The organism is Psychrobacter sp. W2-37-MNA-CIBAN-0211 (genome assembly GCF_040309405.1).
In the GTDB taxonomy this organism is placed as follows: domain Bacteria; phylum Pseudomonadota; class Gammaproteobacteria; order Pseudomonadales; family Moraxellaceae; genus Psychrobacter; species Psychrobacter glaciei.
Genome location: NZ_JBEOOU010000002.1, coordinates 52,284 through 67,211, shown reverse-complemented (window position 1 = coordinate 67,211; position 14,928 = coordinate 52,284). Strand labels below are relative to the sequence as shown.

General features: G+C 43.9%; 13 protein-coding genes. 8 read left to right on the top strand and 5 right to left on the bottom strand.

Going from position 1 to position 14,928, the window contains the following annotated elements; translation table 11 throughout:
• The first annotated feature begins 465 nt into the window (after positions 1-465).
• The 4 genes from AAEY72_RS03140 to AAEY72_RS03125 all read left to right on the top strand — a co-directional run bounded on the left by AAEY72_RS03140 (position 466) and on the right by AAEY72_RS03125 (position 5,209).
• Positions 466-1,467: an alpha/beta fold hydrolase gene (locus AAEY72_RS03140; protein ID WP_352309416.1), complete on the top strand. Its 1,002-nt coding sequence runs from the start codon at positions 466-468 to the stop codon at positions 1,465-1,467.
• A 112-nt stretch (positions 1,468-1,579) separates the two neighbouring features.
• Positions 1,580-2,647: a bifunctional nicotinamide-nucleotide adenylyltransferase/Nudix hydroxylase gene (locus tag AAEY72_RS03135; protein ID WP_352309415.1), complete on the top strand. Its 1,068-nt coding sequence runs from the start codon at positions 1,580-1,582 to the stop codon at positions 2,645-2,647.
• 299 nt (positions 2,648-2,946) lie between these two features.
• Positions 2,947-4,344, top strand: a complete 1,398-nt coding sequence (locus AAEY72_RS03130) for a nicotinate phosphoribosyltransferase (protein WP_352309414.1) — start codon at positions 2,947-2,949, stop codon at positions 4,342-4,344.
• A 4-nt stretch (positions 4,345-4,348) separates the two neighbouring features.
• Positions 4,349-5,209, top strand: coding sequence for an SGNH/GDSL hydrolase family protein (locus tag AAEY72_RS03125; protein WP_352309413.1), 861 nt, complete (start codon positions 4,349-4,351; stop codon positions 5,207-5,209).
• A gap of 166 nt (positions 5,210-5,375) precedes the next feature.
• On the opposite strand, the gene AAEY72_RS03120 is transcribed toward AAEY72_RS03125, so the two are convergent.
• Positions 5,376-5,675, bottom strand: a complete 300-nt coding sequence (locus AAEY72_RS03120; RefSeq protein ID WP_010200640.1) for a type B 50S ribosomal protein L31 — start codon at positions 5,673-5,675, stop codon at positions 5,376-5,378.
• A gap of 762 nt (positions 5,676-6,437) precedes the next feature.
• On the opposite strand from AAEY72_RS03120, the gene AAEY72_RS03115 reads away from it, so the two are divergent.
• Positions 6,438-7,043 (top strand): YceI family protein, encoded by a 606-nt coding sequence (locus tag AAEY72_RS03115; RefSeq protein ID WP_352309412.1) that lies wholly within the window; start codon positions 6,438-6,440, stop codon positions 7,041-7,043.
• Positions 7,044-7,127: 84 nt separating this feature from the next.
• Here the strand turns inward: AAEY72_RS03115 and AAEY72_RS03110 are convergent, their stop codons facing one another.
• Positions 7,128-7,562, bottom strand: coding sequence for a COG4315 family predicted lipoprotein (locus tag AAEY72_RS03110; RefSeq protein ID WP_010200644.1), 435 nt, complete (start codon positions 7,560-7,562; stop codon positions 7,128-7,130).
• Between the two features lie 719 nt (positions 7,563-8,281).
• On the opposite strand from AAEY72_RS03110, the gene AAEY72_RS03105 reads away from it, so the two are divergent.
• Positions 8,282-9,949 (top strand): FAD-dependent oxidoreductase, encoded by a 1,668-nt coding sequence (locus tag AAEY72_RS03105; RefSeq protein WP_352309411.1) that lies wholly within the window; start codon positions 8,282-8,284, stop codon positions 9,947-9,949.
• A gap of 156 nt (positions 9,950-10,105) precedes the next feature.
• Here the strand turns inward: AAEY72_RS03105 and AAEY72_RS03100 are convergent, their stop codons facing one another.
• Positions 10,106-10,783 (bottom strand): LOG family protein, encoded by a 678-nt coding sequence (locus tag AAEY72_RS03100; protein WP_201593202.1) that lies wholly within the window; start codon positions 10,781-10,783, stop codon positions 10,106-10,108.
• A 504-nt stretch (positions 10,784-11,287) separates the two neighbouring features.
• Between AAEY72_RS03100 and AAEY72_RS03095 the strand changes: the two genes are divergently transcribed.
• On the top strand, positions 11,288-12,241 hold the full coding sequence (locus AAEY72_RS03095) for an alpha/beta hydrolase family protein (protein WP_352309410.1): 954 nt from the start codon (positions 11,288-11,290) through the stop codon (positions 12,239-12,241).
• A gap of 70 nt (positions 12,242-12,311) precedes the next feature.
• On the opposite strand, the gene AAEY72_RS03090 is transcribed toward AAEY72_RS03095, so the two are convergent.
• Complete coding sequence (locus tag AAEY72_RS03090) at positions 12,312-13,052, bottom strand: putative quorum-sensing-regulated virulence factor (protein WP_352309409.1); 741 nt, start codon at positions 13,050-13,052, stop codon at positions 12,312-12,314.
• 180 nt (positions 13,053-13,232) lie between these two features.
• On the opposite strand from AAEY72_RS03090, the gene AAEY72_RS03085 reads away from it, so the two are divergent.
• Positions 13,233-13,823 carry a M23 family metallopeptidase gene (locus tag AAEY72_RS03085; protein WP_352309408.1) on the top strand — a complete coding sequence of 197 codons (591 nt, stop codon included), beginning with the start codon at positions 13,233-13,235 and terminating at the stop codon, positions 13,821-13,823.
• On the opposite strand, the gene phoR is transcribed toward AAEY72_RS03085, so the two are convergent.
• Positions 13,820-14,899 carry a phosphate regulon sensor histidine kinase PhoR gene (phoR, locus tag AAEY72_RS03080; RefSeq protein WP_201593229.1) on the bottom strand — a complete coding sequence of 360 codons (1,080 nt, stop codon included), beginning with the start codon at positions 14,897-14,899 and terminating at the stop codon, positions 13,820-13,822. The genes AAEY72_RS03085 and phoR overlap by 4 nt on opposite strands.
• Positions 14,900-14,928 lie beyond the last annotated feature (29 nt).

Here is a 14,928-nt window from a genome sequence, read left to right as displayed (position 1 = left end):
GCGACTGCTGTCATAGCTGCTGTGTCGTGAATTTGGGCAATTTGGTTTAACAGTTATCAAGCATAACGGTTGATATTATAGTGCTCTAACGGCAATCTTGATAAAGGTTTGATGATTTTATAACCACTATTATAGCGCATTCAGTCAATAATTCCGACTGCGCTACTGCGAATTAAAGCGTGACCGTTATAAATAGCCACTATTGGTTTTTTTAATGGTGACATATAAAAGATAAATAGGTGACATTAATATAGATAATAGAATGGGCTAATAATGCTACGCAAAATTATTTAATTACCCACACCGCGTCTGCTATTGTTTATATTAAGGCTGCTTGATTGATTATCAAGGATGAAAGTGTATTAGGGATTGCCGAGTAGACATATCGTGCTACTCAGTATTAACCATACAATAAATGATGTCATAAACGATGCCATAACAAAACAATCTAGACGAGACCGCTTTATGATGACAGAAACCCTAAAACTGGTAAGCACCAAAGACGGCGAAAAAATAGCCGTTTGGAAGATTGTGGATACTGCAAAAGATGAAAAGAAGACTGATGTTCTCACCACCAATGCACCTAGGGTAAAAGTACAAAACATCCTATTGACCCACGGTACCTTTTCGGACAAGCAAACTTGTTTAATAATCGCCCACTATCTGGCGCAGCTTGGTCATCATTGCTACATTATGGAATGGCGCGGTCATGGTGCAAGCTCGATACCAACAGACAAATTCAACTTCGAAACCGTCGCAACCTATGATTTTGAGGCCACCTTTCGTTACTTGTTTGATGAGTTAAAACTGGATAATTTACATTGTGTCACCCACAGTGGCGGCGGTGCCTGCCTAACCATGTTTTTAATCCAAAACCCCCAGTATATTGACCACATCAACAGCATCAGTATGTTTGCCTGTCAAGTTTATGGCGCAGTATCGAACCCGATTAGCTACACTAAAATTCTCGCAGCCAAAGTATTTACGAGACTACTAGGCTTTATCCCAGCTAAGAAGCTTAAAATGGGTCCTTTTAACGAAAGCTATTATACGATGAACCAGTGGTACGGCTGGAACCTGAACAAAGACTTTAAAAGCAGCTTTATACAACAAAGTAAATTTGAAACAACGACAATTGATGAAAATACGCCCTCTAATATCGCATCTAAAAATGCTGCATCTCATACTACATCTCATAACAGCCACTTCGATTATCGACAACACATGTCAATGATTACCACGCCTATCTATGCGATCAGTGCCAAAGGCGACCATTTTATTTCGCCAACCCGTGGCTGTCAGTTGTTTTTTGATAAGTTTGCTAACCCAAAAAACGTCTTTCGAGAGTATTCCCTTGACCATGGAGACTTGGATGATTATACCCATAGCCGCATTATGATAAGCCGTAATGCTGCTACAGAGATTTGGCCAACGGTGACCGCATGGATAGAGAAGCATGCAAGATAACGATGACACACCCCTACACATCTTTATACTTGTCAGAAAGTCATAGGCTGTGTCAGTATTAGCGTCATCAATTTTTAACCAATAAAAAATAAGTCGTAGGAAAGTGGCGTCTATGAGTGGATTATCAGAGCAAAATCTAGATACACAAAACCCAGATAAGCAGGACAAAAAACACTATCGTTATTTGGTGTTTATTGGGCGCTTTCAGCCGTTTCATTGCGGGCACAAAGCGGTCGTGGATGAAGCATTGAAGCGTGCCGACAATGTCATCATGCTCATCGGCTCCGCAAACTTACCACGTAGCTTACGCAACCCCTTTAGCGTTGCTGAGCGCGCCGCAATGATTAAAGACGCGTACTCAACAGCAGATGCCGCGCGTATTCACTGCGTCGGACTCGATGATGCGCTCTACAATGACACGCGCTGGCTGCAATACGTGCAAGCAGGCGTGAAGTCGGTCACCGGCGACTTGCAGACCGATATTGGTCTCATTGGTCATTCAAAAGACAGCTCATCGTATTATTTATCGCTATTCCCCAACTGGGCGTCGGTCTCTGTACCCAATTATCACAATCTATCGGCTACCCCTATTCGGGATAGTTATCTGATGGGTGCCACGCCAACGCCTGAGCGCACCCCTGAGTCGACCCGCAACGTCCTAAATGACTTCAAAAAAACCGAGGATTATCAGCAGCTGCACGAAGAAGCTGACTTCGTTGATAAGTATAAAAGGCAGTGGGAGTCTGCGCCTTATCCACCTACCTTTATGACGGCAGATGCCTTGGTCGTCCAGTCAGGTCATATTCTGTTGGTAGACCGTCGCAGCATGCCAGGGCGCGGACTATGGGCACTGCCCGGTGGTTTCTTGAATCCAAAAGAGACCCTCTTTGATGCCTGTATCCGTGAGCTACGCGAAGAGACGCGCCTTAAAGTCCCAGAGCCAGTATTACGTGGCTCTTGTCATAGTCAACATACCTTTGACGACCCTTACCGCTCAGCGCGTGGTCGCACGATTACCCAAGCCTTTTACTTTCAGCTAAAAAACGATCCAAAAGGTCTGCCCAAGGTAAAAGGCGGTGATGACGCGGTCAAAGCATTTTGGTTACCGCTTGCCGAATTGGATGCCACCATGATGTTCGAAGATCACTATGCGATTATCACCAAAATGGTTGGCTTGTAAGACATTGTGTCATTGACTGTTTAGTGCATTAATGACTCATTTTCAATCAATGACACTCTATATAATTTACCTTATAAGTTTGGTTTTATCAGTGCCACTTATATTTTCACCGCCCAAGCCGATAGACGGCAAGGGCTACTAAGCAGCCTTTAGTTATCCTTACTAGATGCTGTCAATGGATGAACCGTTAGACTGTTGAGCAATAAGTTGATGCTAATGTACATAAAACACTTTTAGTCCATTTAAGGCTCAACAATGATGCGAGTCGTCCATTTCACTCAAAGCAGAGGAGTTCTGTGATGTATACCAGCAATTTAAATAATTTAATCTTAAATAGCGACAGCTATAAAACCTCACATTGGGTGCAATATCCAAAAGGTAGTGAGTATCTATCCAGCTATATTGAAGCGCGTAAAGGCGATTACGATGTGGTATTTTTTGGGCTGCAAGCCTTTATCAAAGAATACCTGAGTACCCCTATTACCCACCAAGATATTGATGAAGCCGAAATACTGATTCAAGCGCATGGCTTGACCTTTAATCGTGCAGGTTGGGAACGCTTAGTTGATAAACATGGCGGCTATTTGCCACTACGTATCGAAGCCATACCTGAAGGCAGCATCGTTCCAGTATCCAATGTGGTCTGTCAGATTATCAATACTGACCCAGAATTCTATTGGCTGCCAAGCTATATCGAAACGGCATTACTCCGTGCTATCTGGTATCCATCAACGGTCGCCAGCGTCTCGCACTATTGCAAAGGTATCATTCGTCAAGCGCTAGAAAAATCAGCGGACAATACTGAGTCATTAACCTTTCGCTTGCATGACTTTGGCTCGCGCGGTGCGTCTAGTCAGGAGTCCGTGGCGCTTGGTAGCCTCGCTCATTTGGTAAATTTTGCTGGTACAGATTCCATGACGGCTTTGGTGGCTGCCAGTCGCTGGTATCAAATGGATAAAGACATGCCTGCCTTTTCTATCCCTGCCGCTGAGCATAGCACCATGACTGCATGGGGTCGTGATGGCGAAACTGCTGCTTTTGCCAATATGATTGAGCAGTTTGGTGGGGCGGGTAAGAGCTTTTCAGTGGTCTCTGATAGCTATGACTTATGGAACGCCATTGACAATATTTGGGGTGGCAGTTTGAAGGACGACGTGAAAAACATGGGCGGTACTTTAGTCATCAGACCTGATAGTGGTGAGCCTGCTAAAGTAGTCCGCGAGGCACTGGAGCGCTTGGCAGTGAAGTTTGGCACGACGGTTAATAGCAAAGGCTACAAAGTTTTGCCAGATTATGTACGTGTCATCCAAGGGGATGGTATTAGTCCGCAAAGCTTGAGCAAAATTATCGACGTGGTCATGAAGGCAGGATTTAGCGCTGAAAACGTGACCTTTGGTATGGGTGGTGGATTACTCCAACAAGTCAATCGCGATACCATGAGCTGGGCGATGAAAGCCAGTGCCATCTCTATCGATGGCGCATGGAAAGACATTTACAAAGACCCTATCACTAGCCGCTCAAAACGCTCAAAAAAAGGTCGCTTGGCGTTGGTCGAAGACAGCAAAGGACAGCCAACAACCATCAAAGCGGATGATCTACCCGCTGATGCAGACAACCTGTTACGTGACGTGTATGTCGATGGCAAATTACTCGTCGAAGACAGCCTCACTACAATTCGGGAGCGTGCAGGATGGTAGCCATATGATAAATAGCTATAAAATGGCGTCGGTTGCACGCGACGTCCTACTCGCTCCTGTTTATCTTTATCAAGGCCGCAAAATCAAGCGTGATACGGTGCGCTTGCCTGAGCCAAACGGAGAGCGACACGGACATATTCAATTAGGCAAACCGACTGATACCATTGCTAATACTGAAAATAAGACCAAGCAAACGCTAAATCTCATGATCGTTGGCGATTCAGCAGCAGCAGGTGTTGGTAGTCAGACACAGCATGAAGCACTCGTTGGTAATTTGATGCCTATCTTAGCGCAGCAATCTGTGATTAATACTCAGTTTGCTAACTTGGCCTGGTCATTGCAAGCGACCACCGGACATACCAGCTTTGATATCTTGCGCAGGCTTTATGTGCTGCCCGCGCCTAACCACCCCATCGATGTAATGGTGCTAAGTGTTGGCGTCAATGACACCACCTCGAACGTCTCTGTGGGTAAATGGCAGCAGCAAATCGAAGATATTGTTGCGATCGCTCAGCGTAAATTTGGCGTACGGCAATTGATTTTTTTGAGTCTGCCGCCTATGGCGCAAATGCCTGCGATACCTGCCCCTTTGAATAACTTCGTCGGTGCTAAAGCTTCAATGCTTGATGCAACATTACAACAAGTATGTGCAAGTAATGAGGGTGTCACTTATATGGCCACTGATTTTCCACGGATGATAGAAGAGCACTCTAAGGGCATGCCAATTGATATTAAGGTGATGTTTGCCAGTGATGGCTTCCACCCTAGTAGTTTAATGTATGGCTACTGGGCGCAGCAGTTGGCAGAGCTCATTGTCAAGTTACTTAATTCATCAGCTGCCAAATTGAGCCGCCCTGCTTTCTAAAAGCTGATATCTCAAAAACTGATATCTCAAAAACTGACATCTTGAAAAATAACAGCTCAAGATTTAATAACCTAAAACTTACCGTTGAATGTTAAACAAAAAAAACCGCTGAATAATCAGCGGTTTTTTATGGCTTAGCAAAATAAATTGACGCGATAAGCGTAATTTATTCAGCAGAATCAGCAGCTTGTTCAGTAGAATCAGCAGCTTTCTTGTTACGGCCACCAAACGCACCAAAGCGTTTGTTAAAGCTAGCAACACGACCTTCGGTAGAAGTTTTACGTTGCTCACCAGTATAGAATGGATGCGACGCACTTGAGATATCAAGTGGGTAGTATGGGTATTCTTTACCTTCGTATTCACGAGTGGCTTTGGTTTTAGCCGTTGAACGAGTCAAAAAGAACACGTCAGCGTTAGTGTCGTGGAACAAAACTTCTTGGTAATCAGGATGGATATCTTTACGCATAATAAACTCTCTATGTCCGATGTATTTACAGTCTTATTGACAATATGTCGAAGCTTTTATAAAAAAGCACTTATAAAACTGAGCATACGTAACTGAGGCACTAAGGACATTTGCAAGGCTGGCAGCTGCGTCACTGGCTTATTCCAGCACCCAACACCATACCTCTGCTTACCTAGCCTTCCCCAGCGGGAAAATTAAACCGCGATTTTAACGGTTTTTGGCGTTTGATGCAAGCAGCAGTTGCGATCATCATAGAGGATAAAGCACCAGCAAGCCGACAATGTTATTGAGATAAGTATTTTATGCTATTATAATATTTGATTAGATAAACCACTTAATAACGATGTAATTTGTAGATTATTTAAATAATACCTACTTTTTAGGGCGTGTCCTCATTTTAAAAATGGTGATAAAAATGAGATAAATTGCAGTCAAACGAGGAAAATAGCTGGTTAATATCAGGATATTAACCAGCTATTTAACGATGCTTGGCAAAATTTAGCCATTTTTAGCCCGTTTAGATATGATCAATTGAATTGAGGACACGCCCTAGTATTGAGTTTTTAGTATTAAGATTCATAAAATATTAGCCGTGTTGCCCATAGCCTGCTTTTATAAATACTTACTGCTATTATGACAAACGTCACCTCAGTGACCATTCAATACTCGTAAATTAATCATCGTTAAATTAATCATCGTTAAATTAACGGTTATTAAATGAAGTACTACTCATTCACAGTCACTAAATAAGGATAATAAATAATGATAAATACTGCCCTAAAAACCACCACGAAAGCCCTACTCATCAGCTCAGCACTTGCGGTCACCGCCATGGCAAGCGCGGCATTACCTAGCCAATGGCAATTAGATGACTCACATACCCGTGTCGGATTTTCTGTCAATCACTTAGGGTTTTCAACGACCATGGGTCGCTTTAATGATGTGCAAGGTGTGGTCAATTACGATATCAAAGCCCCTAGCAAAACCAATATGAGTTTTACAATTGCAACCGATAGTATCGATACCAATTGGGATGCCCGTGATAAGCATCTAAGAACGGATGAATTTTTTAATGTGGCTGAATACCCAGCGATGACTTTTAAATCTACCCAAGTCACTTTTAGCAACCCACAACAAGCCAAAGTAACGGGTGATTTCACCATGCTTGGCCAAACCAAACCCCTCACACTAGACGTAACGTTAAATAAAATCGCCAACAGCCCTCTTACGAAAGAGCCAGTCATTGGTTTTCGTGCTACCGGCATCATTGATCGCGCAGCCTATGGTATGACGGCGTTTGCTGCCGGCATTACTACCGATGTTCCCATTCAAATCGATGGTGAATTGGTACAGAAAACAACAAAATAGCGCTGAAATACTTTTTATAAATCCTTTACCTAAAAAAGCAGCCACTATGATGGCTGCTTTTTTTCGACTTGAAACCTACTTGTTTTATTTAGTTTTAACGATATGCCAAACGCCAAGCTTGTTATCACCGTCGGTATCGCCAACTTTTGTATCATTGGCATAAAAGTACAAAGGCTTACCATTGACAGCCCATTGATATTTACCGTCTTCCCGTTGGAAAGCGGCAAACTGACCAGAAGCTTGGGCATTGCTAGGAGCCATAAAAGCAGGCCAAGCTAATAGACATGCCGAGCCACACTCTGATTTGTTCATGGAGTCTTTGTCAAAGGTATATAGCGTCATTTTGTTGGTGGCATCCACTAGCATGCCATTCATGCTGGCAACTGGTGCTTTATTGCTCATGGTAGCTTGTACATCATGCATGCCTGAATCGTCGTTGCCAAACACATTGTTTAGCGTCGAACAACCCGTTACGGTCAACACACTGGCTAGGGCAGATAACATCAGAATACGTTTCATAATCACTTCCTTGTATTTAAAAAAAACATCTCATTAATCTAGATTTTTATTGAACTAAATTTTTATTGAACATGGTGTTCATTAATTATCAATATTGCAATCTGCTGATTTGTGCGATAGTTAAGTCATACGCTCAGACAGTTGCTTTACTTTCATACGCTTTACTTTCATACGCTTTACTTTCATACGCTTTACTCTCACAGAGGATTTCAAGTCGTTTTACTATAGCATATGCTCTAAAACGGTCGTTTTTGCCAGAATATAAACTTACAAAAATCTGCGAATATTACAAATTGATAAACCATCACGTGAATCTTATGAGCAAAGGTATTTCATGTTGATGGACGTTTAAAGGATTGTTGATACTTGAACGATGCTAGGCGTCTCATTTCTATTTTTGTTTTTCATGGTCAAGACAGTCCATGGCAATTTGTTGACAAAACTAATGCATCTACTTACGTATTTGTCATCATATACACAATAGGTTTTCGTAAAATAGCGCTATAAATGATAAGCAGTATATGAGAAGAGCGATATAATCAAAAGTATGACTATAGCGGTCTCATATGAATGTTGAACTTGACTGTATCCGCACGCATATCAATAGCTACAACAAGATTCAAGATACTGACATGATCAGACACTTATATGCCCAAACAATTATATGAATAAGCAGAGCATGTCCCGACGCTGATGCTATCAAGGATATAACAACGACAATGACCGATAATTTTAGCAAAAACGCCTCTCAAGCCATCCTGCACGATGCTGAATCGCAGAATACTGATGCTCAAGGTATTGATCTCAAAGATATCGAATTTTTAGAGACTAAACTTGATACAGCAGCGGCTGCCACAAAGGACGAGCTATCTAAAAAACGCGTCGGCATTCTAGGCGGCGGTACTGCAGGGGCAACGATTGCTATTCGCCTCGCTGCACTAGGGCTTGAGACCTACGTCTTTGAAAAGAAAAAGTCGCTTATCGATGGTCCACCAATGTGCCATTTGCACGCGGGTGGTAATCTATATCGTGAAATTCCTGACGAAGACTGCGTTGCTTTGCTTAAACAATGTATCGATATTCTGCGCCTTTATCCTTATACCATCGATGTACGTCCAACTGTATTTGCTGTCCCAACGCGCGACGAAGGCTTGCCCGAAGACTTGCTCCCGCGTCTCGATATCTTGACGGATGCTTATCGCGAGCTCATCGCACAAGACAGCAATAACAAAGTACTGGGCGAACCGGAAAACTACTATCAGCTCTATAGTCATGAGCAACTGATTGCTCTGTCTGAACGTGAGCAAGTTGCGATACCGAGCACGGTTGACGAATGGGTGATACCGGTTGCCAAATATCTGGACTTAAATAAAGTGAAGTTTCCGCTTATCGTCGTGCAAGAGTATGGCTGGAATATTTTTCGTTTAGCCGCTTCTGCTCAACTCGCCTTAGAAGGTTATGAGCATGCGCACGTCTTTACCAATACGGAAATTAAGCAAGTCATGCCTGTGGATTGTGAGAACTGTACCAACGCTGATCACCATGTCACAAAATGGCGCGTCGATTACCAGCAGGCGAGCCGGTCTCAACCTGAGTCTATCGAAGTCGATTACTTGGTCAATGCTTGCGGTTTTCGCACTGGTGTTATCGACGATATGGTCGGTGTCAAAGTCGAGCGTATGGTTGAGTTCAAATCTTCTTATATCACGCACTGGGGCGACGCTGGTGGACAAATACCCGAGATTATCGTGTATGGCAGTCGCGGCACGCCAGAGGGTATGGCGCAGCTAACGCCTTATCCAGGCGGTTACTTTCAAATCCACGGTATGAGTAAAGCCATCACCCTATTTACTGATGGCTTAGTCGCTTCTGATAAAGCCAGTGCACAACCTCAATTACCGCCTCAGTATGTACATTATATCGAAGATGGCTGGGACAAAGCACCGCTACAAGCCCGTAGCCAGCAAGCAATTGAGTACGTAGCAGAGTTTGTGCCTACCTTTAACAGTGCTCGTACCGTCGGTAATGCCTTATACGGTGGGCAGCAAATTCCGGGTCAGGACGATACCTTGCGGGTAGCAGATGTGAGTCTATACTCTAATATACGTTACGCCCGCGCGGAGAATGTAAAAGCATCTTCTACCTTGATCGCTGCTGATCAAATCGTTAATGAATTGACGACTCTTGGCTTAATCGACAATGACACAGCAGAAAATCGTAGTCGCCATGCGCACGACTGGGCCTATCTAGCCAACAACGACAGCTTAACGATTGATAAAGTGGCACGCGTCTTGGCCGAAGATCGTGGTTTCCCAGCGGCAATGGCGGATGTCAATCATAGCATTCGCGAATTGGCGTTAGAGAATTTAACACCAGCTCAGCCTTAGGCGTTTGCCGTCTGTTAATACGTTCGATAAATCTGGTAGAAACCAACGCTAAAGAGTATAGAAAAAAGGAGGTCGTCGCTAGTGATTAGCGACGACCTCCTTTTTTCTTATATACAATAAGACCATTTAACAGCTTATATTCTGATCTACATATATTTAGTTGCCCGCCATTTTTTCAGTATCGATCGCATCATCTATCGTCACGATTGTCCGTAACAAATCAATCGCTTCAGCGATGGTATTACAAACCACCAAACGCTCAAGATCTTGCTGCTTCATAAAGCCTTGTTCCGTGGTATATTTTAAGTGCTCAATCATGCGATCATAAAAGCCATTAATATTCAGAATAATCATTGGCTTTTCATGTTGGTACAGCTGACGCCATGTGGCGATTTCCATAATCTCTTCGAGCGTACCAAGGCCACCGGGTAAGGTAATAAAAGCATCCGCGTATTCTGCCATGACAGTCTTACGCGTGTGCATGGTATCGGTCAGATGCAGACGAGTCAGACCCTCATGGGCGATTTCGTGTTTGAGCATAAAGGTGGGAATTACACCAACAGCTTGCGCGCCGCCTTTGATAACGTCGTCAGCCACTGCACCCATTAGACCAATACTGGCACCGCCATAAACCAAACCCAACCCATTTTCTGCTAGAGCACGACCAAGCTCACGGGCTGCTTGCTCATAAACCTCACTATTACCCAGTCGTGACCCACAATAAACAGCCACTAGTGGCATCGCTAATGTTGATTTATCCACGGCTTTTTCGATATGAGTGATATCTTGGCTGGTAATAACTTCATAATTTTCATTATTAATTTTCATTTGCATATAACGCTCCTAAGTTTGCTTAGATTATTGTATTGAATGGTTCGGTAAAGGGGTTTATCGTTTGTTAGAATGACACAATATGACGTTTATCACTAACGTTAACTCGCTGTATTCTGTAGTGCTGCCACCTTTTACTCTTTTTATGCTTTGCTGATAAGAGCTTATGATGAGGCGTTCTCATAAGGTCTAAAGTCTTGTCAGCAGTCTATTAATTACGCATAATAAGCATCCGTCAAACTCACACCTATTTGTGATTTTTATATTTGTTTTTATAAGTGGTCAGTAAAAATAGCATAAATCTGGTTGCTCACAGAGAAAATCAAATAACGCTCATTATCCTGCTATTTGCTAGCGTTTATCTTAACATAAGCCGTGCTATCACGCGGTAGCAACGATTTATCGCTACGCAATGACTACATTTTTTAGCACTGACCTGACATAAAACGTTGCAGGTCAATACTTATCATCCTTAATAAAAACGACAAAACTCATCAAGGTATTTTTATGCATAAGAACCATGCGCCATCTTATAGAACGCAACAAGGTGACACAATCGACGCTAATAATGACCATGAAAGCAACGACAATAACGGCAGCTACTCACTAAGCATCATGACTGAGCGCAATCAAGCGTTGGCCGCAACGGTTTATCGCCCTACAGAATCCGTCAAAGCCGCTGTCATGATAGCGCCCGCCACTGGTATCAAACGTCAGTTTTATCATAATTTTGCGAGCCATCTAGCAGCGCAGGGTTTCGGTGTCCTGACCTTTGACAACGAAGGTATCGGCGAGTCACTAGCATCACATTTGGCCAAATGTGATGCCTCACTGATAAGCTGGGGTCGTCATGACATGCCAGCCGTCCTCGATGCGTTGCAAGATGAGTTTCCTGATGCGTCTTACCATCTCATCGGTCATAGCGCAGGCGGTCAGCTGATTGGTCTGATGCGCAATTATAACGCTATCGCCTCGGTGTTCAATGTCGCTTGCTCGTCAGGTTGTATCAAGAACATGGACATGCCGTATAAAATTAAAGCGATGGGTTTTATGGATGCGTTCATTCCTGTCACGAATTTTGCATTAGGTTACACCCCATCAGATAAAATCGGCATGGGTGAGCCGCTACCACGCGGCGTGGCTCGTCAGTGGCGCGAATGGTGCAATGGCTCAGGTTATATAAAGACTGCCTTTGGCAAAAGTATTCACACGCATTTTTATGATGACATTCACATGCCAGCGCTATGGTTAGGCTTTAGCGATGACGAAATTGCGAATAGCAAAAACATCGACGACATGATTCGCGTCTATACAAAGATGCCGGTCGAAAAACGCTTTTTTGAGCCGAAAGATTTTGGCTTAAGCAGCATCGGTCATATGCGTTATTTTAGTGGTCGAACCAATGCCAAAGCACCTGAGTTATGGCAAATGGCGGTAGATTGGTTAAATCAGCAACAATAACTTCAAGTATTATAGCTTCCAAAACTACAGCTTCGAGCATGAATAAAAATAGAACAGTTTATAGGGCGCTTTACTCTTTTGCATTTTCTACGTCTGCTGCCTTAATACGCTTCGTCAATGCTGAATAAAGTGATGGTTGCATGTTATGGATGTTACCGAGCATCCATTTCACGTAGTTGATGGGCACGTCTTTAATTAGCTTACCTTTATGCTTACCAAAGGGCATCTTGCTCACGGGATTGGCTTTGTTAGAGATAGCATGTGCCGCCGCAAAATCCGTCGGCGCAATCTCTAGACGCTCACAGCAAGCTTGATAAAGTAAGTAGCACATACGGGCATCACCTAGCGCGTCATGAGCGGCTATCGTCATTCTGCTCGCCTCAGACTTGCCCAATAATTGCTCGATACACTTAGACTGACTGTAGCCGCTCCACTCTGGGAAGGCCACGCGCGCCAGCCTCACGGTACAAATCAGCTTGGCAGATGGGCTACCAATTACCCGCCAATCAAAACGTACGTTGTGACCAATTAAGTATTTGGGCAATTCAAATTGCTCCAAATCAAAACGCTCAAGCCCAGCCACATCTTCATCCGTAATACCGTGCACTTTGATAACAACGGGTAATATCGAGCGACCACTGTTGAAATATTTCATCCACTCAAATCCGCTGGCCACATTAATCGTCGCCACCTGAATCGGTCGTGGGTCACGGCCTTGATCGGTTTCGGTATCGATAACCAGCGCCGTATCAGCCGTGGTAGAAATGTCAGCCACGTTAGAAATGTCCGCAGAATTAAAAGCATCAGTCATAAAAATTTAACCATCAATAGCACCATCGTGGCTGAATAGGAACAATAAATAGATAAAACTCTATTTATTGTACTTGTATTTATGGGGGTAAAAACCATAGATAACAATGCTATACACACCTTGAAAGATAGGGGTTTTATAATACGAACTCAAACTACATCAGATATATAAGAGACATCAATGCTAGCAGATGGCAATAATCGACCACCAAAGCCAACACTATTGAGCCGTTTGCTAAGCCTAATAATAAGGGCTACAGTGTTACTAGCGCTGTTATTTGTATTTGACAAACTACTACCTAGCATTAGCCAACAGACACAGTCGTTTGTCGTGGCAAAATGGCAGCAACTGAGTTTATTGCAGCAAGCATTACCCATAGAAAACAGCCTACCCAGTCCTCTACCAGATCAGCGTCTGACAGACACTTGGGGCGCAGCACGTAGCCAAGGGCGCTCCCATGAAGGCATCGATATTTTTGCAGCGCGGGGCACACCGGTACAAGCTACGACGCAAGGCATTGTCAGCAAAGTTGGCGAAAATACATTAGGGGGACGCGTGGTAGTGGTGGTCGGACCGGGCGGCGCAGGACATTATTACGCCCATCTAGAGGATTATGCCGACATCGTACCCAATGACTGGGTCAATGCTGGTGATATCATTGGCTATGTTGGCGACAGCGGTAATGCTAAAGGAACACCAACCCATGTGCATTATGGTATTTATATCAATGGCAGCGCGGTGAACCCCTACCCACTTTTACAAAAAGATTAAGGTGCATCGGCAGAACGTACATAAGCGCTTGGAAATACGGCACTAAAGGTCGAGCCTTTGCCTTCTACCGACTCTATGGTTAGTTGCGCCTCATGTTGATATAAGACATGTTTTACAATTGCCAACCCTAAGCCCGTACCACCCGTAGCACGGCTGCGTCCGCTATCGATGCGATAGAAGCGTTCCGTCAAGCGCTCGATATGTTGGGGCGCAATACCGAGACCATCATCTTCGACGGCAAAGCGGCAGCCTTCCGATGTTTTTGTCCAGCTGATAGCGATGTTGCCACCCTTTGGCGTGTATTTGATAGCATTAATCACCAAATTGGATAAGGCGCTCGTTAAGTACATCTCTGAGCCATATAGTCCATCGTAAGTGTCTATCTGCAAATGAATAGTATGACCATATTCTTGGTTATACGCCTGCGCATCATCATAGATATGCGTCAGTAACTTGGTCATATCAATATCATTTAGCTCATGCGTCTCTTCTATTTCGATGCGAGACAATAGCAATAAGTCATTTACAATCCTATTCATACGAGCAGTCTGCTGGGTCATTAGCTCAAAGCCACGCCGCCACTGCGGGGGCATATCCTCTTGATCAGAGAAATTTTCTAGATAGCCCATCAGTACGGTCAATGGCGTACGCAGCTCATGCGAGACATTGGCCACAAAGTCACGGCGCATTTGCTCCAAATGCTGCAAGCGGGTCACATCATAAATTATCAGTAGTTTTTCATCGCCGAAAGGCGTCAGTTCACACTTTAGATAACGTTTAGGGTCTCGCCATGACACCATGTGCACACCATCGCTCGGTGGCGTGATAGCCTGATAATACTGGCGAAATTCAGGCACGGTGATAAAGTCAAAAATGCTTTGACCTTTGTTGCTTGACTGCAATAACAATAAATCTTCCGCTGCCTGATTCCACCATTCCAAACCATCATCATCATTGAGCAAAATGACCGCATCCCGTAGTGCTAGTAAGGCACTGCGGATTTTTTTGAGTTGATTTGTTGTATTGTGCTGGGCAACTTGCGCTTGCTCACCCTGTTGCTCATTTTTTATCGGCATTATCGTCATCGTTATCCTTACTACTGTCT